General features: G+C 66.5%; 25 protein-coding genes. 10 read left to right on the top strand and 15 right to left on the bottom strand.

All coding sequences use genetic code 11. The annotated features are described in order from the left end of the window. Positions 1-20 precede the first annotated feature (20 nt). The 7 genes from flgF to flgL all read left to right on the top strand — a co-directional run bounded on the left by flgF (position 21) and on the right by flgL (position 7,689). Entirely contained in the window at positions 21-761 is a 741-nt protein-coding gene (flgF, locus tag ACZ9AQ_RS18490) for a flagellar basal-body rod protein FlgF (RefSeq protein ID WP_429206091.1), read from the top strand. Positions 762-825: 64 nt separating this feature from the next. Continuing rightward, the gene (gene flgG / locus ACZ9AQ_RS18485) at positions 826-1,608 is read left to right on the top strand and encodes a flagellar basal-body rod protein FlgG (RefSeq protein ID WP_071361654.1); all 783 of its coding nucleotides are present in this window, start codon (positions 826-828) and stop codon (positions 1,606-1,608) included. A gap of 10 nt (positions 1,609-1,618) precedes the next feature. Continuing rightward, a complete protein-coding gene (locus ACZ9AQ_RS18480) occupies positions 1,619-2,278 on the top strand; it encodes a flagellar basal body L-ring protein FlgH (protein ID WP_429206088.1) in 660 nt (219 codons plus the stop codon). Between the two features lie 12 nt (positions 2,279-2,290). Continuing rightward, positions 2,291-3,403 (top strand): flagellar basal body P-ring protein FlgI, encoded by a 1,113-nt coding sequence (locus ACZ9AQ_RS18475; RefSeq protein WP_429206087.1) that lies wholly within the window; start codon positions 2,291-2,293, stop codon positions 3,401-3,403. Positions 3,404-3,419: 16 nt separating this feature from the next. Then, complete coding sequence (gene flgJ / locus ACZ9AQ_RS18470; protein ID WP_429206085.1) at positions 3,420-4,373, top strand: flagellar assembly peptidoglycan hydrolase FlgJ; 954 nt, start codon at positions 3,420-3,422, stop codon at positions 4,371-4,373. Between the two features lie 90 nt (positions 4,374-4,463). Continuing rightward, positions 4,464-6,434 carry a flagellar hook-associated protein FlgK gene (flgK, locus tag ACZ9AQ_RS18465; protein WP_429206083.1) on the top strand — a complete coding sequence of 657 codons (1,971 nt, stop codon included), beginning with the start codon at positions 4,464-4,466 and terminating at the stop codon, positions 6,432-6,434. A gap of 25 nt (positions 6,435-6,459) precedes the next feature. After that, on the top strand, positions 6,460-7,689 hold the full coding sequence (flgL, locus tag ACZ9AQ_RS18460; protein ID WP_429206082.1) for a flagellar hook-associated protein FlgL: 1,230 nt from the start codon (positions 6,460-6,462) through the stop codon (positions 7,687-7,689). On the opposite strand, the gene ACZ9AQ_RS18455 is transcribed toward flgL, so the two are convergent. Beyond that, positions 7,690-9,717, bottom strand: a complete 2,028-nt coding sequence (locus tag ACZ9AQ_RS18455; protein ID WP_429206080.1) for an AsmA family protein — start codon at positions 9,715-9,717, stop codon at positions 7,690-7,692. Between the two features lie 315 nt (positions 9,718-10,032). On the opposite strand from ACZ9AQ_RS18455, the gene ACZ9AQ_RS18450 reads away from it, so the two are divergent. After that, complete coding sequence (locus ACZ9AQ_RS18450; protein WP_429206078.1) at positions 10,033-10,995, top strand: bifunctional helix-turn-helix transcriptional regulator/GNAT family N-acetyltransferase; 963 nt, start codon at positions 10,033-10,035, stop codon at positions 10,993-10,995. A 49-nt stretch (positions 10,996-11,044) separates the two neighbouring features. On the opposite strand, the gene fliR is transcribed toward ACZ9AQ_RS18450, so the two are convergent. The 13 genes from fliR to fliF all read right to left on the bottom strand — a co-directional run bounded on the left by fliR (position 11,045) and on the right by fliF (position 22,728). Further along, the gene (gene fliR, locus ACZ9AQ_RS18445) at positions 11,045-11,881 is read right to left on the bottom strand and encodes a flagellar biosynthetic protein FliR (protein ID WP_429206076.1); all 837 of its coding nucleotides are present in this window, start codon (positions 11,879-11,881) and stop codon (positions 11,045-11,047) included. 66 nt (positions 11,882-11,947) lie between these two features. Next, complete coding sequence (gene fliQ, locus ACZ9AQ_RS18440; RefSeq protein ID WP_429206074.1) at positions 11,948-12,217, bottom strand: flagellar biosynthesis protein FliQ; 270 nt, start codon at positions 12,215-12,217, stop codon at positions 11,948-11,950. Between the two features lie 10 nt (positions 12,218-12,227). After that, the gene (gene fliP / locus ACZ9AQ_RS18435; RefSeq protein ID WP_429206073.1) at positions 12,228-12,965 is read right to left on the bottom strand and encodes a flagellar type III secretion system pore protein FliP; all 738 of its coding nucleotides are present in this window, start codon (positions 12,963-12,965) and stop codon (positions 12,228-12,230) included. Beyond that, on the bottom strand, positions 12,955-13,716 hold the full coding sequence (gene fliO, locus ACZ9AQ_RS18430) for a flagellar biosynthetic protein FliO (RefSeq protein ID WP_429206072.1): 762 nt from the start codon (positions 13,714-13,716) through the stop codon (positions 12,955-12,957). The genes fliP and fliO overlap by 11 nt, the downstream gene beginning before the upstream one ends. Beyond that, entirely contained in the window at positions 13,713-14,156 is a 444-nt protein-coding gene (fliN, locus tag ACZ9AQ_RS18425) for a flagellar motor switch protein FliN (protein ID WP_306396732.1), read from the bottom strand. Before fliN ends, fliO begins: the two co-directional genes overlap by 4 nt. A gap of 65 nt (positions 14,157-14,221) precedes the next feature. Further along, the gene (gene fliM, locus ACZ9AQ_RS18420) at positions 14,222-15,205 is read right to left on the bottom strand and encodes a flagellar motor switch protein FliM (protein WP_429206070.1); all 984 of its coding nucleotides are present in this window, start codon (positions 15,203-15,205) and stop codon (positions 14,222-14,224) included. 21 nt (positions 15,206-15,226) lie between these two features. After that, positions 15,227-15,745 carry a flagellar basal body-associated protein FliL gene (fliL, locus tag ACZ9AQ_RS18415; protein WP_429206068.1) on the bottom strand — a complete coding sequence of 173 codons (519 nt, stop codon included), beginning with the start codon at positions 15,743-15,745 and terminating at the stop codon, positions 15,227-15,229. 329 nt (positions 15,746-16,074) lie between these two features. After that, on the bottom strand, positions 16,075-17,385 hold the full coding sequence (locus ACZ9AQ_RS18410) for a flagellar hook-length control protein FliK (RefSeq protein ID WP_429206066.1): 1,311 nt from the start codon (positions 17,383-17,385) through the stop codon (positions 16,075-16,077). 7 nt (positions 17,386-17,392) lie between these two features. Continuing rightward, the gene (gene fliJ / locus ACZ9AQ_RS18405; protein WP_429206065.1) at positions 17,393-17,836 is read right to left on the bottom strand and encodes a flagellar export protein FliJ; all 444 of its coding nucleotides are present in this window, start codon (positions 17,834-17,836) and stop codon (positions 17,393-17,395) included. Positions 17,837-17,872: 36 nt separating this feature from the next. Beyond that, a complete protein-coding gene (fliI, locus tag ACZ9AQ_RS18400) occupies positions 17,873-19,300 on the bottom strand; it encodes a flagellar protein export ATPase FliI (RefSeq protein WP_429206064.1) in 1,428 nt (475 codons plus the stop codon). Further along, positions 19,300-20,031: a flagellar assembly protein FliH gene (gene fliH, locus ACZ9AQ_RS18395; RefSeq protein ID WP_429206063.1), complete on the bottom strand. Its 732-nt coding sequence runs from the start codon at positions 20,029-20,031 to the stop codon at positions 19,300-19,302. The genes fliI and fliH overlap by 1 nt, the downstream gene beginning before the upstream one ends. Then, on the bottom strand, positions 20,031-21,035 hold the full coding sequence (fliG, locus tag ACZ9AQ_RS18390) for a flagellar motor switch protein FliG (protein ID WP_429206062.1): 1,005 nt from the start codon (positions 21,033-21,035) through the stop codon (positions 20,031-20,033). The genes fliH and fliG overlap by 1 nt, the downstream gene beginning before the upstream one ends. Further along, positions 21,028-22,728: a flagellar basal-body MS-ring/collar protein FliF gene (fliF, locus tag ACZ9AQ_RS18385; RefSeq protein ID WP_429206060.1), complete on the bottom strand. Its 1,701-nt coding sequence runs from the start codon at positions 22,726-22,728 to the stop codon at positions 21,028-21,030. The genes fliG and fliF overlap by 8 nt, the downstream gene beginning before the upstream one ends. A gap of 190 nt (positions 22,729-22,918) precedes the next feature. Here fliF and fliE point away from each other — a divergent pair, with 190 nt between their 5' ends. Beyond that, positions 22,919-23,296 carry a flagellar hook-basal body complex protein FliE gene (gene fliE, locus ACZ9AQ_RS18380; RefSeq protein ID WP_429206059.1) on the top strand — a complete coding sequence of 126 codons (378 nt, stop codon included), beginning with the start codon at positions 22,919-22,921 and terminating at the stop codon, positions 23,294-23,296. A gap of 70 nt (positions 23,297-23,366) precedes the next feature. Here the strand turns inward: fliE and sugE are convergent, their stop codons facing one another. Further along, positions 23,367-23,687, bottom strand: coding sequence for a quaternary ammonium compound efflux SMR transporter SugE (gene sugE / locus ACZ9AQ_RS18375; protein ID WP_429206057.1), 321 nt, complete (start codon positions 23,685-23,687; stop codon positions 23,367-23,369). A gap of 105 nt (positions 23,688-23,792) precedes the next feature. Here sugE and ACZ9AQ_RS18370 point away from each other — a divergent pair, with 105 nt between their 5' ends. Continuing rightward, positions 23,793-24,695 (top strand): LysR family transcriptional regulator, encoded by a 903-nt coding sequence (locus ACZ9AQ_RS18370; RefSeq protein ID WP_429206055.1) that lies wholly within the window; start codon positions 23,793-23,795, stop codon positions 24,693-24,695. Positions 24,696-24,701 lie beyond the last annotated feature (6 nt).

Raw genomic sequence — 24,701 nt, 5'->3', positions numbered from 1 at the left:
CCCACCTCAAGGACCACGACATGGACCGCCTGATCTACACCGCCGCCTCCGGCGCCAAGCACATCCTCGAACAGCAGGCCACGACCTCGAACAACCTGGCCAACGTCAGCACCACGGGCTTTCGCGCCCAGCTCGACGTGTTCCGCTCGGCGCCGGTGCAGGGTCCGGGCTTGCCGACGCGCGCCTTCGTGGTCGACTCGACCGCTGGCAACGACTTCTCGTCGGGCGCGCTGCAGGTCACGGGCCGCGACCTGGACGTGGCAGTGAAAGGGCAGGGCTGGCTGGCGGTGCAGATGCCGGACGGCACCGAGGCGTATACCCGCAACGGTTCGCTGCAGATGAGCCCGAACGGCGTGCTGACCACCGCCTCGGGCCAGACCATCGCCGGCGAAGGCGGTCCGATCACCATCCCGCCCGACGCCACCGTGACGATCGGCGGCGACGGCACCATCTCGACCATCTCCAACGTCGACCAGCCGGCCGCGGCGGCCGTGCTGGGCCGCCTGAAGCTGGTCAATCCGCCCGAGGGCGACCTGGTGCGCGGCGACGACGGCCTGTTCCGCCTGAAGGATGGCGGCAATGCCCAGCCCGACCCCAACGTGCGGGTGGCGGGCGGCGCGCTCGAGGGCAGCAACGTCAATCCGGTCGACTGCATGGTCAATATGATCGCCCTGGCAAGGTCGTTCGACACGCAAATGAGCCTGTTGAAGAACGCCGAGAATAACGCCGCAAAAGCGACCCAGATCCTCGCTTTGAATTGATAGTTGCCCCGGCATAATTCTATTGTGCGTGGCGGTGTTCGCCTGCCGCCAATAGGAGAATGCCATGATTCGTTCGCTGTACATCGCCAAGACCGGCCTGGAAGCCCAGCAGACCAACCTGGACGTCATTTCGAACAACCTCGCCAACGTCAGCACCAACGGCTTCAAGAAGTCGCGCGCCGTGTTCGAGGACCTGCTGTACCAGAACGTGCGCCAGCCCGGCGCCCAGTCGTCGCAGCAGACCAACCTGCCGTCGGGCCTGCAGATCGGCACCGGCGTGCGCACCGTCGCCACCGAACGCATCCATACCCAGGGCAACCCGCAGCTGACCGGCAACGACAAGGACGTCATGGTCAACGGTCCCGGCTACTTCCCGGTCCTGATGCCGGACGGCACCCAGGCGTACACCCGCGACGGCTCGTTCCAGAAAGACCAGAACGGCCAGCTCGTCACCTCGAGTGGCTTCGTTGTCCAGCCCGCCATCACCGTGCCGGTGAACGCCGAATCGATCAGCGTCGGCCGCGACGGCACCGTGTCGGTCAAGATCGCCGGCGAAGCCGCGATGACCCAGATCGGCGCCCTGCAGCTGGCCACCTTCATCAATCCCGCCGGCCTCGAGTCGCGCGGCGAGAACCTGTACGTCGAAACCACCGCATCCGGCGCGCCGAACCTCAACGTGCCTGGCACCAATGGCGCCGGCAACCTGATGCAGGGTTATGTCGAAGCCTCGAACGTCAACGTGGTCGAAGAGATGGTCGCCATGATCCAGACCCAGCGCGCCTACGAGATCAACAGCAAGGCGATCACGACCTCCGACCAGATGCTCCAGAAACTGTCGCAGCTCTAATCCCGTCCTCATGAAAACCTTGTCCTTGCCCCTGTCGTTCCTCGCTGCGCTGGCGCTGCTTGCCGGCTGCAACACCGCGCCGTCCACCATCGTCCAGGGCCCGACCAGCGCCCGTCCGATGCTGGTCGAGAACGCGCCGGCCACCGACGGCGCCATCTTCAACGCCAACAGCTACCGCCCGATGTTCGAGGACCGCCGCGCGCGCCACATCGGCGACCTGTTGACCGTCAACATCAGCGAGCGCACCAGCGCCACCAAGGCCGGCGCCAGCTCGGGCAACAAGACCGGCAGCGCCAGCTTCACCGCGCCTGGCCTGTTGGCCGGCAAGATCGGCGCCGGCGTCGATCTCGAGTCGGGCATCAAGTTCGCCGACGGCGACAACCAGAGCGCCTCGAACAACTTTACCGGCACCATCGGCGTGACCGTGACCGAAGTACTGCCCAACGGTAACCTGATCGTGGCCGGCGAAAAGCAGGTCGCAATGAACAAGGGCACCGAGTTCATCCGTTTCTCGGGCATGGTGAGCCCGGACACGATCCAGCCGGGCAACGTCGTCTCGTCGGCCACGATCGCCGATGCGCGGGTCGAATACCGCACCAACAGCCGTCTCGACCGCGCCGAGGTGACCTCGATGCTGTCGCGTTTCTTCCTGTCGATGCTGCCGTTCTAAGAGAAATCATCCATGCGTAAGATCACCGTCTTCATGCTGCTGGCCGCCGCGCTCGCCGGGACCGTTCCGATGGCCCAGGCCGAGCGCCTGAAGGACCTGGCGACCATCGCCGGCGTGCGCCAGAACCAGCTGTCCGGCTACGGCATCGTCGTGGGCCTGGACGGCACCGGCGACCAGACCACGCAAACCCCGTTCACCGTGCAGTCGATCAAGGCGATGCTGCAGCAGAAGGGCATCAACCTGCCGGCCGGCGTCCAGCTGCAGCTCAAGAACGTGGCGGCGGTGATGGTCACCGCTTCGCTGCCGGCCTTCGCCCAGCCGGGCCAGACCCTGGACATCACGGTGTCCTCGATCGGCAATGCGAAAAGCCTGCGCGGCGGCACCTTGCTGATGGCGCCGCTGCACGGCGCCGACGGCCAGGTGTACGCGATGGCCCAGGGCAGCCTGGTGGTCGGCGGCGTCGGCGCGCAAGCCCCGGGTGGCGGCGCCCAGGTGCAGGTCAACCACCTGTCGGTGGGCCGCATCTCGGGCGGCGCGACCGTCGAGCGCGCGGTGGCCTCGAACCTGGGCGCGGACAACCAGATCCGCCTGGAGCTCAAGGAAACCGACTTCGCCACCGCGGCGCGCGTGGTCGAAGCCGTCAACGACCAGTTCGGCCCCGGCGTGGCGACCGCCCTCGACGGCCGCGTGGTGCGCGTGCGCACCCCGTCGTCGAGCGACCAGCGCGTGGCCTTCCTGGGCCAATTGGAACAGATCGACGTCAGGCAGCCGCTGGCCTCGGCCAAGGTGATCATGAACGCGCGCACCGGTTCGGTGGTGATGAACCAGGCCGTGATGCTGGAAAACTGCGCGATCTCGCACGGCAACCTGTCGGTGACGATCGGCGCCGACACGCAAGTGAGCCAGCCGAACCCGGGCACCCTGGGCGCCACCGTGGTGACCCAGAACCCGAGCGTCGAGGTCAGGAAGGAACCGGGCCAGATGCTCAACGTCAAGGGCGGCGCCTCGCTGGCCGAAGTGGTGAAGGCGATGAATTCGATCGGCGCCACCCCGCAAGACCTGCTGGCCATCCTGCAGGCGCTGAAGGCCGCCGGTTCGCTGCGCGCCGAACTCGAAATCATCTAATTCACTGGACCCAAGCATGATCGCCTCGCGCCTCTCCAACGACCAGACCGCCAAGCTCGCGCTCGACACCAACAGCCTCAACGGCTTGCGGCAGAGCGCGAAGGACGGCTCGCCGGCCGCCATGAAGGAAGCGGCGACCCAGTTCGAGGCGATGTTCATCAATATGATGATGAAGAGCATGCGCGACGCCACTCCGCAGGAAGGCCTGATGGACAACCAGCAGACCAAGACCTTCACCACCATGCTCGACCAGCAGATGAGCCAGAACCTGGCCAAGCGCGGCGTTGGCCTGGCCGACGTGCTGGTGCGCCAGCTGGGCGCCCAGCAGATGGGCCAGCAGGCGCTAGCGATCGGCGCCGACGGCGTGGGCGCCGGCGCTGCCGCGCCTGGCATCAAGGGCCTGCCGACCGCGATGAACGCCGCCGCCATGTATCAGGGTGGCGCGGCGGCGGCTGCGGCCACCGGCAAGGCGCCGCCGCTGGCCGCCACCACCGAGAGCGGCCGGGTCCAGGCGCCGCACGTGCGCGCCTTCCAGGAAAAGCTGCACGAGCACGCCCATGCGGCCGAGCAGACCACCGGCGTGCCGGCCAAGTTCATGCTGGGCCAGGCGGCGCTCGAGACCGGCTGGGGCAAGCGCATGATCAAGAATGCCGACGGCACCAGCAGCAACAACCTGTTCGGCATCAAGGCCGGTCCGAACTGGAAAGGCAAGGTCGCCACCGCCGTGACCACCGAGTATGTGAACGGCAAGCCGCAGACCCGGGTCGAGAAATTCCGCGCCTACGACACGCCGGCCGATTCGTTCCGCGACTACGCCAGGCTGATCACGAATAATCCACGTTATGAAAAAGTCATCGCCAACGGGGGCGACGCCGAGGCGTTCGCCCGGGGCCTGCAGCGCGCCGGCTATGCGACCGACCCGCATTACGCGGCCAAGCTGACCCGCTTGATCAAGCATTCGCTGGCCTGACGGCCTGGCCGGAGACGATGTCATGTCCAATGACCGTCAAGTTTTTCCAGAATCTGCCGTAGACAGACTTGTCAAAGAGAGAAAAAATTCATGAGTAGCCTTCTCGCCATCGGTAAGACCGGTCTGTACGCCGCCCAGGCGGCCCTGTCCACGACCGGTCACAACATCACCAACGCCAACGTGGCCGGCTACAGCCGCCAGGTGGTGGTGCAGGCCACCGCGGCCGCCATGAATACCGGCGTGGGCTTCATCGGCACCGGCACCCAGATCGCGCAGATCAAGCGCTACAGCGACGACTTCCTGAACACGCAGGTGCGCAGCGCCCAGGCCAGCGCCAGCGGCCTGGAATCGTATCATTCGCAGATCAAGCAGATCGACAACCTGCTGGCCGACACCACGTCCGGCCTGACCCCGGCGATGCAAGGCTTTTTCAAGGGCGTGCAGGACATGGCCGCCAACCGCGCCTCGGTGCCGTCGCGCCAGGCCATGCTGTCGAACGCCGAATCGCTGGCCACGCGCCTGAACGGCCTGGACGCGCGCCTGGGCGAGATCCGCGAGGGCGTCAATGCCGAGCTCGAGTCGAGCGTCACCGCGATCAATACCTACGCCAAGCAGATCGCCAAGCTCAACGAGCAGATCGGCAATTACGCCTCGTCGCCGCAGCGGCCGCCGAACGACTTGCTGGACCAGCGCGACCAGCTGGTGCTGGAACTGAACAAATACGTCAAGGCCACCGTGCTGCCGGGCGATAACAACAGCTTCACGGTCGCGATCGGCAACGGCCAGCCGCTGGTGGTGGGCCAGGATTCCTTCCAGCTGGCGACGATGCAGTCGCCGACCGACCTGGCCCGCCTCGAAGTGGGTTACCAGGTGGGCAGCAAGGTGTCGGTGCTGCCCGACGGCGCCCTGCCGGGCGGCAAGCTGGGCGGCGTGCTCGAGTTCCGCAGCAACACCCTGGACAAGGCGCAAAGCCAGCTCGGCAAGATCGCGCTCGGCCTGGCCTTCGAATTCAACCGCCAGCACGAGCTGGGCCTGGACCAGAACGGCCAGCCGGGCAAGGCCTTCTTCAACGAAGCGCCGGCCTACGTGGGCAAAAGCGTCAACAGCTCGCCGCTGAGCACGTCCGAGCTGACGGCCAGGGTCGTCGACCCGTCCAAGCTGGCCGACAACGATTACGAGGTCAAGTTTTCCGCTGGCCAGTATCACATTTCCAGTTTGCCGGACCGCAAGCCGGTCGCGTCGGTCGCACCGGACGTCAACGGCGACGCCATCCTGCAAGTCGGCGGCGTGGAGATGACCTTCTCGAACAGCGCGGTCGACGGCGACACCTTCCTGGTGCGGCCGACCATCAATGGCGCGTCCGACTTCAAGGTGCTGGCCAACGACGTGTCGCAGATCGCGGCCGCGGCCCCGGTCCTGAGCGATGAACCTTCGACCAATACCGGCAGCGGCAAGATCAGCGAGATCAAGGTCGACAGCGAGTTCCTGGATGGGACGCCGCCCGCGCTGCCGATCACGCTCACCTTCAACAAGGGCGTCGCCGGCGCGCCCGACACCTTGACCGGTTTCCCGGCCGCCGACACGGTCTACACGGTCGACGACAAGGGCGTCAGGACGCCGATCGTGGGCAGCGTCGTGTTCCAGAACGGCGCCACCTACGCCTTCGGCGGCATCATCGTGACCATGACCGGCGCCCCGGGCGACGGCGACAACTTCGAGATCGCCTCCAACGTCAACGGCGTCGGCGACACCCGCAACATCGCGGCGCTGGGCGAGCTGCAGACCAGGAACATCTTCAATGGCGGCACCGCGACCGTCCAGTCCTCGTATGCCCAGATGGTGAGCGAAGTCGGCAACAAGACGCGCGAAGTCCAGATCAACGCCTCGGCCAGCAATTCCCTGCTGGCGCAGGCGGCCGGCGCCCAGGCCGACGTCTCGGGCGTCAACCTGGACGAGGAAGCGGCCAACCTGATCAGGTACCAGCAGGCCTACCAGGCGGCCAGCAAGGTGATGCAGATCGCCGGCACCATCTTCGATTCGCTGCTGTCGATCGGCCGCTAACGCCTGACCCTGAGCAAAGACCATCATGCGCATCAGTACCCTGAACCTCTACAACACCTCGACCAACCAGCTCAACAGCCTGCAGTCGGCGCTGGCGCGCACGCAGATGCAGCTGTCGACCGACCGCCGCCTGTTGACCCCGGCCGACGATCCGGTAGCGTCGGCGCGCGCGCTCGAGGTGACCCAATCGCAGAACATCAACGCCCAGTTCGCCACCAACCGCAGCAGCGCGAAATCGGCGCTGGGGTTCACCGAATCGGCGCTGCAGAACGCCGGCGACCTGCTGCAGGAAATCCAGGAACTGGCGGTGGAGGGCGGCAACGGCATCATGCTGCAGGGCGACCGCGAAAAGCTGGCCACCGAACTCGAAGGCCGCCTGGCCGACCTGCTGGGCGTGGCCAATACCGCCGATGGCGCCGGCGGCTACCTGTTCTCGGGCTTCATGACCACCACCAAGCCGTTCACGGCGACACCCGGCGGCGCCGCCTACCAGGGCGACTCGGGCGTGCGCCAGCTCCAGGTGAGCGAATCGCGCAAGGTGCCGCTGTCGGCCTCGGGCAGGGGTGTCTTCGAAGCGATCCCGACCGGCAACGGCACGTTCCAGACCAAGGCCGACGCGGCAAATGCCGGCGCCGCCATCATCTCGTCGGGCTCGGTGATCAACCGTCCGGCCATCGACGGCACCACGTTCGAGATCGAGTTCGGCATGAGTGCAGCCACGCCGCCGGCGCCGATCTACACGGTCTACGACACCAGCGTCGCCCCGCGCGCGATATTGGCGGGCCAGCAAGACCTGCCCTACCAGGATGGCCAGCAGATCGCCTTCGGCGGCATGTCGATGGAAATCAAGGGCGTGCCGGCCGCCGGCGACAAGTTCAGCGTCGAGCCGAGCCAGAAGCAGTCGGTGTTCACCACCGTGACCGACCTGATCAACACGCTGCGCCTGCCCGGCGACGGTGCGGCCGGCAAGGCGGCGCTGACCAACCAGATCAACACCGCGCTCGACAATCTCAAGAACGCCCACGACAACGTGCTGACCGTGCAGGCCTCGGTCGGCGCGCACATGAACGAGCTCGATTATCTGGACAGCGCCGGCTCGGACCTCGACCTCCAGTACGCGGGCACCCTGGACGACCTGCAGGGGCTGGACACGGTCAAGGCCATCTCGGACTTTTCCCAGCAACAGCTGACCTTGCAGGCGGCGCAGATGTCGTTCAAGACCATGTCGGGGCTGTCGCTGTTTAACATCCTCTGATCAGCGCGCCGCCACCGGCTTCGGTGGCGTCTTCGCATTCACCTTCGGCGGCTTGGTCGCCGCCCTGATCTCGGCGCCGCAGTTGGTGTCCGGCGCCTTGTCGATGTTGATCAGCGGAATCAGGGCGGCCAGCGGGTTGATGGCGGCCAGCGCCACGGCGGCGCCGGCCTTCATCGCCAGCGGACCCGCCTGCGGCCCCACCTTCGGTTCGGTGAAGGTGCCGCGCGCATACAGCGGCGTGCGCAGCGACAGCACGCGGGCGCCCTTGGTCTTGGGCCGCACGTCCAGGTCCAGGCGTTCGCTGGCCAGGTCGACGTAACCCGACATGTTCACCACCGCGTCCTCGCTGTCGAGCACGAAGCGATCGATGTTGGCGCGGCCGTTACGCACCGTGGTCTGGGCCGCCACGCAGTTGAGCATCATCTGCTTGTCGCCGAAGATCTTGACGAAGATGGCGTTGGCCACGTTCAGGCCGGCCAGTTCGAGCATGAACTGGCTGACCGAGCCTTCGGTGACGACGGCGTTGATCTCGCCCTGCGATGTGCCCAGCATCGCCGCCACCGTATTGCCTTTGCCGGCCAGCACGCCATCGCCATTGACTTCGCCGAAGCTGGCCTGCATCGTTTGCAGCTTGGGGAACAGTTCGCGGATCTTGAGGCCGCGCGCCGCCAGGCGGGCCGAGGCGTCCAGCGGTTTGTCGCTGCCGTCGAGACGGATGTTCGACACGATGCGCCCGCCCGCCATGCCGAAGCTGAGCGGGGTCAGCGTGAGCACCTTGTCCTTCATGCGGACGGTCGTCTCGACGTCGCTCAGCGGAATGTCGTGGGTGCGCACGAGGCGCTTGCCGGAGAACTTCACCTCGGCGTCCAGCGCACCCCAGTTGTCGGTATTGAATCCTTCGGTCGGCAGGGCCTTGCCCGGTGGCGGCGACTTGATGCGGCCGGCTTGTTTGGTGCCGGCGCCGGTGTCGGCGCCGACGGTCGGACCCAGGTCGGCCAGGCGCAGCTGCTGCGAGGTCAGGGTTCCGCTCAGGAACGGACGCGGCTTGCGCTGGGCATAGCGCAGGGTGCCGGCAAGGTCGCTGGCGCCGACCTTGCCCGTGAAATCCTTATAGGTGAACGTCCAGAATTCACCTTCCTTCTTGCCCAGCAGCTCGCCGCGCGTGGAGTAGGGCGGGGTTGCCGGCAGCAGCACGCCGGTCAGCCCGTACAGGTCGGCCATGCTGGCGCCGGCCAGCGACATGCTGAGGGCGAAGCCGGACGGCGCGCTCGGATCGCGGATCACGCCGCGCAGGCCAAGCTTGTTCTGGCCGGCGCTGGCCTCGGCCTCGATCGGGTAGGTGATGTCGTCGCCGGTCAGCGACAGCACCGCGCCTGCCTTGCCGCCGCCCGTGATTTTCGCCTTGTTGTAGGTGCCCGACAGGGTGAAGGCCAGGCCGTACGGCGGCACGCCCGCGGCCGGCGCGGGTTGCTGGCCGTCGATCGTGCGCGCGTCCGCGCGCAGGTCCACGCCGAGCGGCGCGTCCATGTAACGCAGCTTGCCGCTGTCGAACGACAGGCGCTGGATGTGGACGTCCCATTGCGATGGGCCGTTGTCCTTGAAGGTCCAGGAGTTGCGGCCATCCGCGAGGCGCTGCACGGCGATGTCCGGGGCCGCCAGGCGCAGGTCGGTGATCACGACGTCCTTGCGCAGCAGCGGCAGCACGTGCAGGCCCACCTCGATGCGCTGCGCCCCCGCCATTTGCGGGCCGACGGTGCTCCAGTCCGGGTTGCTCATGGTGACGTCGCTGGCGCTGACGTAGGGACGCGGCACGTAGCGCCGCCAGCCGCGTTCGCCGTCCAGGCCGCGGCGGAACGTCACGTCCAGGTCGCCCCGGATCGCGAATTCACGGCCGGTGGTTTCCGACACCTTGCGGTTGATATACGGCCGCAACATATTCCAGTCAAACAGCAGGAAGAACAGGATCACGATGACCGTGATTCCGAGCAGGATCCAACCGGCGAACTTGAGAGGTCTTGATGGTTTCATGTCGATAGCGGCCACATGCATGGCGTGGTGGGGGCGCTACGCCCTAAGACGTTCAGGCTACCCCTGCAGTGCGGCTTTGTTTGTTAACCAAGTAGCATTGCGGGCCAAATAAAGGCGGCGTTTGAGGCATCTCGAGCCCGCCCGCTGTCCAGACGCGAGGAGGGGGCGATCGTGGAGCACTTCACCCTCGATGTGGTGCACTTCGCGGCATTCACCTCCCCGGTGCTGGCGCGCTGGACTTGTCTGGCGCAAGACGGATTGACGATCCCCATGGCAAGAATATACACTGTTATATATCGTGTTATGGAGATGGCGATGGCGGATTTACTGAAAGAGCTGGGACCAACCTTCCTGGGCAGCCGTCTCAAGCGCCTGGGCGAACGCATGCAGGCGGGCGCCGCCAGGGTCGCCTTGGACGCCGGGTTGCCGGTGCAGCCGGCCCACATGCCGCTGCTGGCCGCGCTCGACGGCCAGGCGCTGACGGTCGGGCAACTGGTCCAGGTGGTGGGCATCAGCCAGCCGGGCGTCACGCGCGGCATCGGCCAGCTGGTCGATCTTGGCCTGGCCGAATCGCAGCAAAGCCAGGAAGGGGACGCTCGCCAGCGCACGATCTCTCTGACCGCCGAAGGCAATGCCGTGCTGGCGCGCGCCAGGCTGGTTGTCTGGCCGCGGATCGAAGAGGCGGTCAAGGCGCTGTTCGGCGGCGAGCCGGAAGCGTTCATGGCGCAGATCGCCGCCGTCGAGACGGCGCTGGCGGCGCACTCGATCGACGCGCTGGCGGCGCGGTCGACGCCGCAGGTCCTCACGATCCACGAATTCAGCGACGCGCTGGCGCACCACTTCCACGACATCAATGCCGAGTGGATCAACGCCATGTTCCGGCTAGAGGCGACCGACAGGGAGGTGCTGGAACACCCGCGCAAGAAGATCGTCGATCCGGGCGGCGTGATCCTGTTCGTGGAAGCGCGCGGACTGGGCATCGTCGGCACCTGCGCGCTGCAAAAGACCGGCGCGCGCAGTTTCGAGCTGACCAAGATGGGCGTGCGCGCGAGCGCGCGCGGGTTGAAGGCCGGCGAATTCCTGCTCGAGGCGATCATCGCCCGCGCCATGGCGCTCGGGGCCGAACCACTCTACCTGCTCAGCAATGCCAGGTGCGAGGCCGCCATCCACCTGTACGAGAAGCGGGGCTTCGAGCATGACGCCGGGATCATGGCGGACTATGGCGCGCGCTATGCGCGCTGCGACGTCGCGATGCGCTACCAGACGCCGCCGGGCTGACCGGGAAAGAGCGCCAGAGCGCGCCATTGGCCAGGACATCGCCCGGCCATCATCCAGGCGCCGGCGCCGCCGGGACCGGCTGCGCCGGCGCCGCGCCCGGCTGCGGATTGCCGGCGCGCGGCAGCGAGCGGGTGGTTTCGATGCCCTGGTTGAACAGGTTGACGATCGGCGCGCTGAGGTAGGGCAGGGCCAGGCTCAGGGTCAGGAAGCCCACGCCCAGGGTGATCGGGAAGCCGATGCCGAAGATGTTCAGCTGCGGCGCGGCGCGCGTCAGGATGCCGAGGGCGACCTGGGTGATCAGGAGGGCGGCGATGACCGGCATCGCGATCTGCAGGCCGGCCGAGAAGATCCGCCCGCCCCAGCGCGCCAGTTCCAGCGCCGCGTTGGAGGAAAACGGCGTCTCGGTGATCGGCATGGTGATGAAACTCTCGGCCAGCGCCTCGAGCAGCACCAGGTGGCCGTTCACGGCCAGGAAGGCCATGGTCGCGACCAGGGCCATGAACTGGCTGATGGCCGACGAGCGTCCGCGCGTGCTGGGGTCGAAGAACATGGCAAAGCCCAGGCCCATGGTCTGGCTGGCCACCTCGCCCGCGTACTCGACGGCGGCGAACACGAGGCGCATGGCGAAACCCATCGCCAGCCCGATGATCATTTCCTTGACCAGGATGAGCAGGCCCGCCCACGAGGTGGGATCGACGGCGGGCACGGCCGGCACCAGCGGCGCGATCACCAGCGCCAGGAACACGCCGAGCAGGACCTTGACGCGCAGCGGCACGCCGGCGTTGCCGAACAGCGGCGCGGCCGCGATCAGCCCCAGGATGCGCGACAGCGGCCACAAGAGCGCCGCGATCCAGGCGTTGATTTCAACCGAGGTGAATGTCAGCACGGCCAGCGCACCGCAGGGTTGGTGGCTGCGCCGCCGACGCGTTCAACGAACGTTCGCACGCCCGCGCTACCCGATCATCCCCGGAATCCCGGTAAACACCTGGCGCATGTAATCGAGCATCACCGACAGCATCCACGGTCCGGCCAGCACCAGGGCGACGAACACGCCGACCAGCTTCGGAATGAAGGACAGGGTCGCCTCGTTGATCTGGGTCGCGGCCTGGAAGATGCTGATGATCAGGCCGATGATCAGCGCCACCAGCAGCAGCGGCGCGGAGATCATCAGGGTCACCTCCATGGCCGTGCGGCCCATCGTCATCACGCTTTCTGGGGTCATGGCCGCATCCTCAGTAGAAACTCTGGGACAGCGAGCCCAGCAGTAACTGCCAGCCGTCGACCAGCACGAACAGCATCAGCTTGAACGGCAGGGCGATGACGGCGGGAGACATCATCATCATGCCCATCGCCATCAGCACCGACGCCACCACCATGTCGATGATCAGGAAGGGGATGAAGATCGCGAAACCGATCTGGAACGCCGTCTTCAGTTCGCTGGTGACGAAGGCCGGAATCAGGACCCGCAGCGGAATGTCCTCGGGCCCCTGCAGCGCTTCGGAACGCGAGATCTTCACGAACAGCGCCAGGTCGGACTGGCGCGTCTGCTTGATCATGAACTCCTTGAGCGGCACCACGCCGCGGTTCATCGCGTCCGTCATCTGGATCTCGTTGCGCTGCAGCGGCAGGTAGGCCTCGCTGTAGATGCGGTCGAAAGTCGGCCCCATCACGAAGAAGGTCAGGAACAGCGCCAGCCCCACCATCACCTGGTTCGGCGGCGCGGTCTGGGTGCCCAGCGCCTGGCGCAGCAGCGACAGCACGATGATGATGCGGGTGAACGCCGTCATCATCAGGAGCGCGGCCGGCAGGAAGGTGAGCGAGGTCAGCAGCAGCAGGGTCTGGACCGGCAGCGAGTACGACGTGCCGCCGCCCGGCGCCGGACTGCTCTGGAATGCCGGGATGCCGGGCTGGGCCGCCGCGATCAGCGGCAGGGCCAGTATGCCGGCCAACAAAAGGTGTTTAGCGCGCATTGCGTTTGTCGATCGTCTTCTTGAGCCAGTCCGAGAAATTGGTGGCCGGGATGCCGCCGTGGGCGGCCGCGGGAGTGAGTTCGCCTTCCTGGCGCGGCATGGTGTGCAGGGCGTTGACGCGGCCCGGCGCGGCGCCGACCACGATCCACTGGTCGCCGACTTCGACCACCATGATGCGTTCGCGTCCGCCCAGGTTCAGGGCGCCGACCACGCGCAGGTTGGCGTTGCCGCCACCCATCTTGGGGCCGTAGCGCTTCATCATCCAGGCCAGGCCGGCCAGCAGGCCGAGCACCAGCGTCAAGGCCATGATGGTCTTGAGCAGGCCGCCGGCGTCCGGGCGTCCGGCATCCGGGCGTCCGGCGCCGGGGCTGGCGCTGGACGGGGCAGGCATCGTGGACGGCGGCAGCGCCACCCGCGGCGCTTCGCTCAGCGGTGCGGTGGACGCCGGCGACACCGGCGCGGTGGCGACCGGCTGGGTGGTGTCGCCGGGACGGCGTGGCGTTACGGCATCCTCGTGGGCGGCCGGCGCCTGCGCCGGCGCGCTCGAGGCGCCGGCCATGCCGGCCGGCGGCGCCGGCGTCGAGGTGGTGTCGGTGTTCGCGGCTTGCTGGGCGCAGGCGACGAGGGGCGCGAACAGCAATGCCGCCGCGATGGACCGCAGGGTCGGCAGCTTCGCTGCCGACCCTGCGCCTGCGTATCCGGTGACAGGAGTGCGATCGAAAAACAGGGCAGGGGCGCGGCGCGGTGTCATTTATTCAGCTTGCGAATCCGTTCGGAGGGCGTGATGATATCAGTGAGCCGGATCCCGAACTTGTCATTCACGACCACCACCTCGCCCTGGGCGATCAGGCAGCCGTTGACCAGCACGTCCATCGGCTCGCCGGCCAGGCCGTCCAGTTCGACCACCGAGCCCTGCGCCAGTTGCAGCAGGTTCTTGATGGCGATCTTGGTGCGCCCCAGTTCCACCGTCAATTGCACCGGAATGTCGAGGATGAAGTCGATGTCGTTCGGCGTCTCGTTGCGCGCGCCCTTGTTCGAGAAATCCTTGAACACGGCGGCAGCCGCGGCCGGGGCGGCCGCCTGCTGCTGTTGCTGACGCTCGAGGGCGGCCGCTTCGGCCGCGGCCTGCTCGGCGATCGCCGCGCCCCAATCGTCGTCGATGTGGTCCTGGTCTTCCTGGTTGTCCGACATGGTGTTCTCCTGTATTGCTTCTGTATTGCCCCGGCCGGCGCCCTGCGCCCGGCCAGGCATATCGATTACTTGCTGAAGGTGTCGCTATTGGCGAGCAGCTTCTCGACCTTCAGCGCATATTGCCCGTTGTGCACGCCGTAACTGCAATCCATCACCGGCACGCCGTCGACCGTGGCCTGCAGCAGCTCCGGCACCGTAATCGGGATCACGTCGCCAATCTTCATGTTCAGGATCTCGTCGAAGTTCGCCTTGCCGTTGCCCAGCACCGCGACCAGCTCGACCTCGGCGACCTGGATCTGCTGCGTCAGCAGGCGCACCCAGCGCTTGTCGACTTCCAGCGCCTCGCCCTGGATGCTCGAGGTCAGCGCATCGCGGATCGGCTCGATCATCGAGTAGGGCATGCAGAAATGGATCTGGCCCGACACCGAGCCCAGCTCGACCGTGAAGGTGCAGGACACCACGACTTCGTTCGGGGTCGCGATGTTCGCGAACTGGGTGTTCATCTCGGAGCGGATGTACTCGAACTCGATCGGATACACCGGCTCCCACGACTTGCCGTAGGCCTCGAACACGATGTCGAGGATGCGCATGATGATGCGCTGCTCGGTCTGGGTAAAGTCGCGGCCCTCGACGCGGGTGTGGAAACGCCCGTCGCCGCCGAACAGATTGTCCACCAGCAGGAACACCAGGCCCGGATCGAACACCATCAGGGCGGTGCCGCGCAGCGGCTTCATGTGGATCAGGTTCAGGTTGGTCGGCACCACCAGGTTGCGAATGAACTCGCTGTACTTCGACACCCGCACCGAGCCGACCGAGACTTCGGCGCTGCGGCGCAGGAAGTTGAACAGGCCGACCCGCAGATACCTGGCGAAACGCTCGTTGATGATCTCGAGCGTCGGCATGCGGCCGCGCACGATGCGCTCCTGCGTTGCCAGGTTATAGGTGCGTACCCCCGAGGTGTCTTCAGGCGTCGCAATGTCGTCCTGATCGCCGTTGACCCCTTTTAAGAGGGCATCGACTTCTTCCTGTGAGAGGAAATTATCGGCCATGTCGTCGTGTTGTCTGGATGCTTACTGGATGATGAACGAAGTGAATAATACGTCGGACACTTCCTGTTCGTCGCCCTGTTTTTCGAACGGCTCGGTGACCGCCGCCTGGATTTCGGACGCCAATTGCCGCTTGCCTTCCACCGTATTGATGTCGGACGCCTTTTTGCTCGACAACAGGAGCAGCACGCGATTGCGCACCATCGCCATATTGTCCTTCACCATGGTCGCCTGTTCGGCACCCTGGACCTGTAGGGTGAACTGTACCTGCAAATACTGCTCGCCGTTCTCGGGCTGCAGGTTGACGGTGAAGGCCTCGATCGGCACGTATTCTGGCTTGGCCGCCGGGTCTTTCTTTTTCTTCTTCCTGGTTTCCTTGGTTGGGGCTTCTTCGCCATGGGCGGCCGAAGACTGACTGAAATACCAGCCGCCGCCGACGCCCGCGCCAAGCACGAGGATCGCGGCGACGATCATGATGATGAGCTTTTTCTTCGAGCCGGCCGGCGCCGCTGCAGCCGCGTCCGCTTTCGGATCAGCCTTCATTTTCGGATTCGCTTTCAAGTTTGGTCTTCAGTGCTGGTGGATGGGTACAACATTATGGCATTGTCGCCGAAAGATGCACTCGGGCAAGCCTAGAAAAGAGGGCGGAAGAGGCAGTAAATCCGGAATTGTTGCAGGCGCGCGATGACGGAATGAAAAAGGGATGACGTTCCGTGGTCGCGTTATTTCTTTTGCTACCCTTAAAACGTCGTTCCCGCGTAGGCGGGAACCCAAGGTTACATGCTCAGCGATGACGTTCGACGTAAGTTGCAGCACAAAGGACTTGGGTTCCCGCCTGCGCGGGAACGACATATTGAAGCTGCGGGCCGGAATTACGCGAACAGATCGACCATCCCGCGCTCGCCCAGGCCCACGGTGCGGGTACGCGGCGCCGCTTCGTTCACCGCGGCCTCGCCTTCGCCGCCAGTGCCGTTGCCGGCCAGGCTGCCATTGGCGTTTGCGCCGCCCGGCGCCTGGCGTTCGCAGTCCTGCTGCTGGCGTGCGCCGGCGTCGACCGTCGCGTTACCCAGGGCGATGCCGCTCTCGCTCATCATCTCGCGCAGGCGCGGCAGGGCGTTTTCCAGGGCCTGGCGCACTTCCAGCTGCTCGGCCGAGAAGGCCACGCTGGCCTGGTCATTGCTCACGTTGAGCACGATCTGGACCGGTCCCAGGTCGGGCGGGTTCAGGGTCAGGGTGGCGGCCTGCTCCTTGCCGACCATGTAGACGATGCGCTGGCTGACCTGGTTGTCCCAGGCCTGGCTGCCCATCCGGGCCGGGATGCGGTCGCCCGGCACGGCGGCCGGGTTGCCCACCGCATCCGCCATCCTGGCGGCCTGGGCCTGCAGCTGGGCCAGCGGAGCCGGGGCGTCCTCGATGCGCGTGGCGACCTGCTGCTGGCTTTCGCGCAGCTGGGTCTGGAACTGGGCGGCATCCTGCAGGCCTTCCGGCAGGGCGCCGGCCTGGGCCTGGGACGCGTTCGGGTCGCTTGGTGCGCGCTGCACGCCGGCGGCCAGCGAGACGCCTTTGCCGAGCTGGTCGGTGACGGCGGCGGCGCCGGCCGCGGCGTCAGCGCCCGTGCTGCCTGCCGCGCCGGTCATGCGCTCGAGCGCGCCTTCCAGCGCCGTCGATTGCAGGTCGCCGGCAGCGGCGGCGTCAGGCGACACGGCAGCGGCGTCGGCCGCCGCGGGCCGGGTCAGGCTGGCCATGAAGGCCAGCATGTCGGTGACCGGCGTCGTCGCCGCAGCGGCGGCCTCGGCCGCGCCTTCGGCCGCACCTTGCGCTGTCTCGGCTTCTTCCTTGCCCTCGGCCGACGCCGGTTTCGTGGTCTTCGCTTCGCCGTCGGGGCCGGCCGGCCTGGCGCCGGCCTTGTTTGCCTGCTCGCGCACCGGCTCGCGGTTGGCGGGCTTGTCGGCGGCTTTCGGCGTCGATTGCTGCTGCGCGGCCGGCTTCGGCTGCTGGGCAGCCGGGGTCTGGGGCTGGGGCTGCGGCGCCTGCTGGCGCGCCGCCAGTTCGCGCGACAGGGTGGCGCCGAAGGCGCCATTGCCGCGTGCGCTGTCGGCCAGCCGGTCCGGATTCGCGCCGCGTGGCGCGCCAGCACTGGCGCCGGTGGTCTGGAACAGGAGATTCGTGGTCTGCGTCGTCATGTTTCGCTCAGCGTTGTTGGTAGCGGGCGCCACGCGCCGCGTGGTCGTCCATCAGTTTCTGGTCGCGCTTGTTCTGTGCCTTGAGCGCCTCGCTCGCGGCGCGTTCGTTCAGCGTGCGATACGACAAGCGCTTGCGTTCGCTTTCCTGCAATGTCTTGCGCTCGGTCTCCGCCTTGAACCGGGCATGCTTCAACACGTCGCGCTGGCCATCCAGGGCATTGTCCAGCTTGCCGATAAAGGCAACGAAGTTGTGGTACGCAAACGGCGTGATCCCGGCGACCTGGGCCGCGTCCAGCTTGCGCGCATATTCGTCGCGGTAGCCGACCAGCATCTCCAGCTTCTGCTCGGCTTCCTCGACCAGTTTGTTGGCCGCGCCCAGGCGCCTGGCGGCGGCATCGGAATCCTTCTGCGCCAGGTCAATCAGTGTTTCGAGTGCGGATAATTGGGCCATGGTGCAGCGATTTTAACGCTGGACAATTCTTGCCAATCAGTCGAATAGCGAGGAAAGTTGGCCCAAGCTCTCGGGAAGCGTGGCGTTGTCGTGGATTTCCTGGCACAGGAATTCCTCGATGGCCGCATGCTTCGCGATCGCCTGGTCGAGCACCGGGTCGCTGCCGGCGGCATAGGCGCCGACATTGATCAGGTCGCGCGAGCGCTGGTAGCGTGAATACAATTGCTTCAGCTTGCGCGCCGCGAGTTGGTGTTCGTGGGTCGTGATCGAGTGCATCGCCCGCGAAATGGACTGTTCGATGTCGATCGCCGGATAATGCCCGGCCTCGGCCAGGTGGCGATCGAGCACGATGTGGCCGTCGAGAATGCCGCGCGCCGCATCGGCGATCGGATCCTGCTGGTCGTCGCCTTCGGACAGCACGGTATAGAAGGCCGTGATCGAGCCGCCGCCTTCCAGGCCGTTGCCGGCGCGCTCGACCAGCACCGGCAGCTTGGCGAATACCGATGGCGGGTAGCCCTTGGTGGCCGGCGGCTCGCCGATCGCCAGCGCGATCTCGCGCTGCGCCATCGCATAGCGGGTCAGCGAATCCATGATCAGCATCACGTTCTTGCCCTGGTCGCGGAAATGCTCGGCGATTGCCGTGGCGTAGGCCGCCCCCTGCAGGCGCAGCAGCGGCGGCGAGTCGGCCGGCGCCGCCACCACGGCCGAGCGGGCGCGGCCTTCGGGTCCCAGGATCTGGTCGATGAATTCCTTGACCTCGCGCCCACGTTCGCCGATGAGTCCGACCACGATGACGTCGGCTTCGGTATAGCGTGCGATCATCCCCAGCAGCACCGATTTGCCGACGCCGGTGCCGGCGAACAGGCCCAGGCGCTGGCCGCGGCCCACGGTCAGCATCGCATTGATGGCGCGCACGCCGACGTCGAGCGTGTCCTTGATCGGCGCGCGGTCGAGCGGATTGACCGGCCGCGCATTGAGCGGCCCCACCTCGGACGTGCCGAGCGGACCGAGGCCGTCGAGCGGACGGCCGGCGCCATCGACCACGCGGCCCAGCAGCTGCATGCCGACCGGCAGGTGGCGCGCGCGGTCTTGCGGACGCCGCCGTCCGTGCGGCACGGTGCCCGGCGGCGGCAGTACGCTCTCGACCGGGAAGACGCGCGAACCGGGCACCACGCCCTCGGTATCGCTTTGCGGCATCAGGAACAGGCGCTCGCCCTCGAAGCCGACCACTTCGGCCTCGATGAAGCCGCTGGCGGTGGGGATCGTGGCGGCGGCGCCGACCGCGAGGCGCAGGCCGACGCATTCCATCACCAGGCCGGCCACGCGCGTGACGCGGCCCGACACTTGCAGCGGATCGGCGAAGCCGACCAGGGTGTCGCAGTCGCGCAGATAGGATTTCCAGCGCCCGGTATGCGGGTCGCCGCCAGCGTCGCCGCGTTCGCGGGCAGGGGTGCGCTCGTCCATCAGTCGCCCAGCCACTCGACGTTGGCGGCCAGCGCGTGGGTCAGGCGGTTCCAGCGCGCCGCGGCTTGCGCATCGATCTGGTTAGTGGCGGTCTCGACCTTGCAGCCGCCGCGCCCGATGGACCCGTTCTCGACGATGCGCCAGCCGCCTTTGCTCAATTCTTCGGCCATGCCGTGGCGCACCAGTTCGGCGTCCAGCGGATGCAGGGTGAGCACGGCCGGCTGTTGCAGCACGGGCAGCTGGTCGATGGCGTCGCGCACTACCGACAGGATGAGTTCCGGGCGCACCTCGAAACCGGTGCGCACCATGCCGCGCGCCAGGCGCAGGGCGAGGTCGAGCAGGTCGCGCGCGATGGTCTCGTCGGCCTGGGCGATGGCGTCGCCGAAGCTGGCGGCCACCTGGCGCAGCTGCTCCAGTTCGGCCGCGGCTTCACGCTGGCCGGCCTCGGCGCCTTCGGCGTAACCCTGTGCGCGGCCCTCGGCATGGCCCTGGGCGCGGCCTTCGTCGAGTCCCTGCGCGAAACCTTCCTGGCGCGCCGCTTCGCGCATCGCTTCCAGTTCTTCGACGCTGGGCAGGCTGAATCCCGGCGGCAGGGCGGGCGTGGCGTCGGCAGGCGGCGCCGCCGCCTCGGCCTCGGCAGCGCGGCGTGCGAGCGTGCTGGGACGGTCGTCGCCGAACGACGCCATTTCCCAGCGCTGGTAGGCGCTCTGCTGTTCTTTCGGTATGGCCATCAGACGAACGAATCCTCACCCTTGCCGCCCAACACGATCTGGCCTTCGTCGGACAGACGACGCACAATCTGCAGGATCTGCTTTTGCTGCGATTCCACTTCGGACAGGCGCACCGGCCCCTTCGATTCCAGGTCTTCGCGCATCATTTCGCTGGCACGCTGCGACATATTCTTGAAGATCTTCTCGCGCAGATCCTGCGAGGCGCCTTTCAGCGCGATGATCAGCATCTCGGACTGCACTTCACGCAGCAGCAGCTGGATGCCGCGGTCGTCGATGTCGATGATGTTGTCGAACACGAACATCTCGTCCATGATCTTCTGCGCCATATCGTTGTCGTAGTTCTTGATATTGTCCATCACGGCTTGCTCTTGCTCGCCGCTCATGAAGTTCAGGATCTCGGCCGCGGTGCGCACGCCGCCCAGCGAGGACTTCTTGATGTGTTCGTTACCCGACAACAGCTTGGTCAGCACGTCGTTCAGCTCGCGCAGGGCGGCCGGCTGCACGCCGTCCAGGGTGGCGATGCGCAGCACGACGTCGTTGCGCAGGCGCTCGGTAAAGTTTGCCAGGATTTCGCACGCCTGGTCGCGCTCGAGGTGGACCAGGATGGTGGCGATGATCTGCGGGTGCTCGTTGCGGATCAGCTCGGCCACCGAGACCGAGTCCATCCACTTCAGGCTCTCGATGCCCGAGGCATCCTTGCCACCGAGAATGCGGTTCAGCAGGACGGCCGCCTTGTCGTCGCCCAGGGCCTTGGTCAGCACCTGGCGGATGTACTCGTCCGAATCGAGCCCGACGGTCGAGTGCAGATTGGTCTCTTCGACGAACTCTTCGAGCACCGTGACCACCTGGCCGTGCTGCACCGCCTTCATCTGCGCCATCGCCGCGCCCAGCTTGAGCACCTCGCGCGGGCCGAGGTACTTCATCACCTCGGCCGCTTCGGCCTCGCCCAGGGCCAGCATCAGGATCGCCGCCTTGTTCGTGCCTTCCTTGTCTTTATCACTCATTTGTACCCAACCATGCCTTGATGACGTTTGCGACGATGCGCGGATCTTCGTTTGCCAGGTCCTTCGCCAACTTCAGGTTCTCGCGGTAACCCATGTCGCGGCGAACCTTCTCTTCGTCCGCGAGGTCTTCCTCGTCCGCCGCGGCACCTTCGCCCAGTGCCTCGCCCGCGGCCAGTTCTTCCGCCTTCTGATCTTCCGGGATCGCGGTCGCTTCGTCGAACTTCTTGATCGCCGGACGCAGCAGCGGACGCAGGAAGCGGTAGTACAGGAAGGCGATCACGGCGAACACGAAAGCGTAGCGGGCCAGGTCCTTGAACAGCGGCATGTTCGCCGGGTCGCGCCACCAGTCCGGTTCTACCACCGGATCGGCCGGCTTGTCCACACCGTCGAACGGCGCGTTGGTCACATTCAGGGTGTCGCCGCGCGCCTGGTTGTACCCCATGGCCTGCTTGACCAGCTCGTTGATCTGGGCCACCTCGTTGGCCGCCAGCGGACGCACGGTGACCTTGCCGGTGGCCGGGTCGACGATGCGGCGGTAGTTGACCACCACGCCGACCGTCAGGCGCTTGATGCCGCCCATCGGCCGCTGCTCGTAGCGGATGGTCTTGTCCAGCTCGTAATTCATGGTGGCGTTCTTGGTGCTCGGGCCGGTGGCGGCAGGCGCTTCGGCCGGCGGCTCGCCGTCGATCGGCGCGGTGTTCACGCCCGGCGGCTGGTTCGACAGCGCGCCCGGGATGCCCGACGGGCCGGCGCCGGCGCCCAGCGTCTCCGAGGTCTGCTGGCTGCGGATGGCCTGCGGTTCCGGCGGCGAATTCGGCTTGTACATTTCGGCCGCGGTATCGACCTGGGCGAAGTCCACCTCGGCGGTCGCTTCGGCGCGGACATTGCCTTCGCCGACCAGCGGCTTGATGATCGATTCGACCTGCTTGATGATGTTCTGCTGGACCTGGTCGACGTACTTCAGCTGGGTGGCATCCAGCATCTTGTTGCCGGCGCCCTTGCCGGCCTGCTCGGACAGCAGGTTGCCGTTCTGGTCGACCACGGTCACGTTGCCGATGGTCAGTTCAGGCACGCTGGACGCGACCAGGTGCGAGATGGCGCTGACCTGGCCCGGATCCAGGGCGCGGCCCGGTTGCAGGTTGAGCAGCACCGAGGCGGTCGGCTTTTGCTGGTCGCGCACGAACACGGACGGCTTCGGCAGCGCCAGGTGGACGCGCGCGTTGCTCACCGAGCCCAGCGACTGGATCGAACGCGCCAGCTCGCCTTCGAGCGAGCGCTGGTAGTTGACCTGTTCCAGGAATTGCGACACGCCCAGCTTCTGGTTTTCCATCAGCTCGAAGCCGACGTTGCCGCCCTTCGGCAGGCCTTGCGCGGCCAGCTTCAGGCGCAGGTCGTGGATCTGCTCGGCCGGCACCAGGATCGCGCTGCCGCCTTCGGAAAACCTGTATTGCACCCCCATCTGGTCGAGCGATGCGGTGATCGCGCCACCGTCGCGGTCGCTGTAATTGGAGAACAGCACGCGGTACTCGGGCGCCTGGCTCCACATCCAGACCGCCAGCATCAGCGCCAGGATCAGCGCGATGCCGCCGCCGACGGCGACGCGCTTGCCCATGGTCGTCTGGAAAAACGACGGGGGCGCAGCCGGGGGCTGGCCCTGGGTGGTGTCGAGAAGGTCTTCCGCAGTTGCTGCCATGGTTGATGGATTCAGGTGAATGGATAGGGAACAGACAGCATTATGGAGCCCAGGGGCAACATTCAAATCCCGAAATAGGGGGCGTTTACCGCCCTAACTCACGGGTGAAACTGGCGCTTGCGCTGCTATTCTGCTTTCCTGAGTGCATTTGTGGATGATTCCACAAAGCAATAACATGCAGGAGGGTAACATGAGTATTGGCGGTATCGGCGGCATCGACAGTAGCCGCATCCAGGCCATGATGGAGCAGTTGAAGACGGCGGCCACCAAGCCGGAGTCGGCGGGGCCGGTCGCCCCTGGCGGGCTTGGCAGTGCCGGCGCGGTCGGCGGCAAGTCCGCGGTCAAGCTCGATTTCGCGGAAGCCTTGCACAACTCCCTGCAGGGCGTGAGCAATCGCTCGGCCGAGGCGCAGGCGCTCAGCCGGCGTTTCACCATGGGCGACGACACGGTGAGCCTGTCGGACACCATGGTCGCGATGCAGAAATCGAGCATTGCCTTCCAGGCGACGGTGCAGGTGCGCAACAAACTGGTGTCGGCATACCACGACATCATGAATATGCAGGTGTGATAGCGCCGGGCGCCCCTTCCCCCGAGCGCCGCGCAGGGAAGAACCCGGCCGGGCGCACCGGCGCTTTCAGTCAGGCCGGCGTCGCCAGTTTCAGTCCGATGATGCCGGCCGCGATCAGGCCGATGCAGGCGATGCGCGCCGGGTTGGCCGATTCGCCGAACAGGACGATGCCCACCAGGGCGGTGCCGACCGCGCCAATGCCGGTCCAGATCGCATAGGCCGTTCCCAGCGGCAGCGTCTTCATCGCCTGCGACAGCAGGACGAAGCTGATCGCCATCGCCACCACGGTGCCGACCGTGGGCCACGGGCGGGTGAACCCTTCCGTGTACTTCAAGCCGACGGCCCAGCACACTTCGAACAACCCTGCAAGAAACAATACCAACCACACCATGATGCTCTCCTCGAATGGATGCGGCAGACCTTGCCGCTGATGGAAACGCATCTTATGTGAATCAGGGTGATGGAAAAAGTCAGCAGCTGTCAGTATGATTGATAGATGGCTTTCGATCTCGACCACCTGCGCATCCTGCTCGCCGCCGTGGACCACGGCTCATTCTCGGCCGCCGCCCGCGCGCTCGGGCGCGTGCCCTCGGCCGTCAGCATGTCCATCGCCAACCTGGAGGCCGAGCTCGGCCTCGAGCTGTTCGACCGCGGCGGCCGCGAACCGCGTCCCACCGAACACGCGCTGGCGTTGCTGCCGCAGGCGCGCCTGCTGGTCGAGCAATTGCGGCTGCTGAACCAGCACGCGCTGTCGCTGAGCCAGGACCTCGAACCTTCGCTGACCCTGGTTCTGGTGCCCGAGCTGATGGCCGCCGCGCCCTGGCACGACGCGCTGCGTGCGCTCTCCGAGGCGTTTCCCTTACTGGAAGTGAACGTCTTGAGCGCCGCGCAAGCCGATGCCCTGGCGATGTTGCAGGATGGCCGCGCCGACCTGGCGCTGGTGTTCGAGCGCTACGGCATGGATCCGCGCGAAGGTTTCCAGGAAGTAGCCCGTGAAACCCTGGTGGCGGTGCTGGCGCCCGATCACCCGCTGCTGGCGCGTGTACCGGCCGGCGCGATCCGCGACCAGCACCTGCTGGGCGAGCGCCAGATCGTCATGGCCGGCCGCCACGCCGACCAGGTCGACAAGCGCATCGCCATGTCGCGCCTGCAGTGGAAGACCGACAATCCGGTCGCCGCACTGAGCCTGGTGACGGCGGGCCTGGGCTGGGCCTGGCTGCCCGCCGGCTTCGTGCTCACGCCGCTGGCGGATGGCCAGCTGGTGCACATTCCTTCCGCCAATTTCACCAACATCATGACGTTGTTCGTCGACGTGGTGTGGGCGAACAACCGTCCCCAGGGGCTGGCGGCGCGGCGCTTCGTGGCCCTGCTGAACGAGCGCCGCATGCATTCGTCCTGACGCCGC

This window comes from Massilia sp. UYP34, from assembly GCF_056279385.1.
The sequence above is the reverse complement of the archived record's forward strand: the minus strand, read 5'-3'. Positions and strand labels throughout refer to the sequence as shown.

Coding starts and splice junctions, on each gene's coding strand:
- flgF (WP_429206091.1), top strand. CDS start 21: ATGGACCGCCTGATCTACACCGCCGCCTCCGGCGCCAAGCACATCCTC.
- flgG (WP_071361654.1), top strand. CDS start 826: ATGATTCGTTCGCTGTACATCGCCAAGACCGGCCTGGAAGCCCAGCAG.
- ACZ9AQ_RS18480 (WP_429206088.1), top strand. CDS start 1,619: ATGAAAACCTTGTCCTTGCCCCTGTCGTTCCTCGCTGCGCTGGCGCTG.
- ACZ9AQ_RS18475 (WP_429206087.1), top strand. CDS start 2,291: ATGCGTAAGATCACCGTCTTCATGCTGCTGGCCGCCGCGCTCGCCGGG.
- flgJ (WP_429206085.1), top strand. CDS start 3,420: ATGATCGCCTCGCGCCTCTCCAACGACCAGACCGCCAAGCTCGCGCTC.
- flgK (WP_429206083.1), top strand. CDS start 4,464: ATGAGTAGCCTTCTCGCCATCGGTAAGACCGGTCTGTACGCCGCCCAG.
- flgL (WP_429206082.1), top strand. CDS start 6,460: ATGCGCATCAGTACCCTGAACCTCTACAACACCTCGACCAACCAGCTC.
- ACZ9AQ_RS18455 (WP_429206080.1), bottom strand. CDS start 9,717: ATGAAACCATCAAGACCTCTCAAGTTCGCCGGTTGGATCCTGCTCGGA.
- ACZ9AQ_RS18450 (WP_429206078.1), top strand. CDS start 10,033: ATGGCGGATTTACTGAAAGAGCTGGGACCAACCTTCCTGGGCAGCCGT.
- fliQ (WP_429206074.1), bottom strand. CDS start 12,217: ATGACCCCAGAAAGCGTGATGACGATGGGCCGCACGGCCATGGAGGTG.
- fliP (WP_429206073.1), bottom strand. CDS start 12,965: ATGCGCGCTAAACACCTTTTGTTGGCCGGCATACTGGCCCTGCCGCTG.
- fliO (WP_429206072.1), bottom strand. CDS start 13,716: ATGACACCGCGCCGCGCCCCTGCCCTGTTTTTCGATCGCACTCCTGTC.
- fliN (WP_306396732.1), bottom strand. CDS start 14,156: ATGTCGGACAACCAGGAAGACCAGGACCACATCGACGACGATTGGGGC.
- fliM (WP_429206070.1), bottom strand. CDS start 15,205: ATGGCCGATAATTTCCTCTCACAGGAAGAAGTCGATGCCCTCTTAAAA.
- fliL (WP_429206068.1), bottom strand. CDS start 15,745: ATGAAGGCTGATCCGAAAGCGGACGCGGCTGCAGCGGCGCCGGCCGGC.
- ACZ9AQ_RS18410 (WP_429206066.1), bottom strand. CDS start 17,385: ATGACGACGCAGACCACGAATCTCCTGTTCCAGACCACCGGCGCCAGT.
- fliJ (WP_429206065.1), bottom strand. CDS start 17,836: ATGGCCCAATTATCCGCACTCGAAACACTGATTGACCTGGCGCAGAAG.
- fliI (WP_429206064.1), bottom strand. CDS start 19,300: ATGGACGAGCGCACCCCTGCCCGCGAACGCGGCGACGCTGGCGGCGAC.
- fliH (WP_429206063.1), bottom strand. CDS start 20,031: ATGGCCATACCGAAAGAACAGCAGAGCGCCTACCAGCGCTGGGAAATG.
- fliG (WP_429206062.1), bottom strand. CDS start 21,035: ATGAGTGATAAAGACAAGGAAGGCACGAACAAGGCGGCGATCCTGATG.
- fliF (WP_429206060.1), bottom strand. CDS start 22,728: ATGGCAGCAACTGCGGAAGACCTTCTCGACACCACCCAGGGCCAGCCC.
- fliE (WP_429206059.1), top strand. CDS start 22,919: ATGAGTATTGGCGGTATCGGCGGCATCGACAGTAGCCGCATCCAGGCC.
- sugE (WP_429206057.1), bottom strand. CDS start 23,687: ATGGTGTGGTTGGTATTGTTTCTTGCAGGGTTGTTCGAAGTGTGCTGG.
- ACZ9AQ_RS18370 (WP_429206055.1), top strand. CDS start 23,793: ATGGCTTTCGATCTCGACCACCTGCGCATCCTGCTCGCCGCCGTGGAC.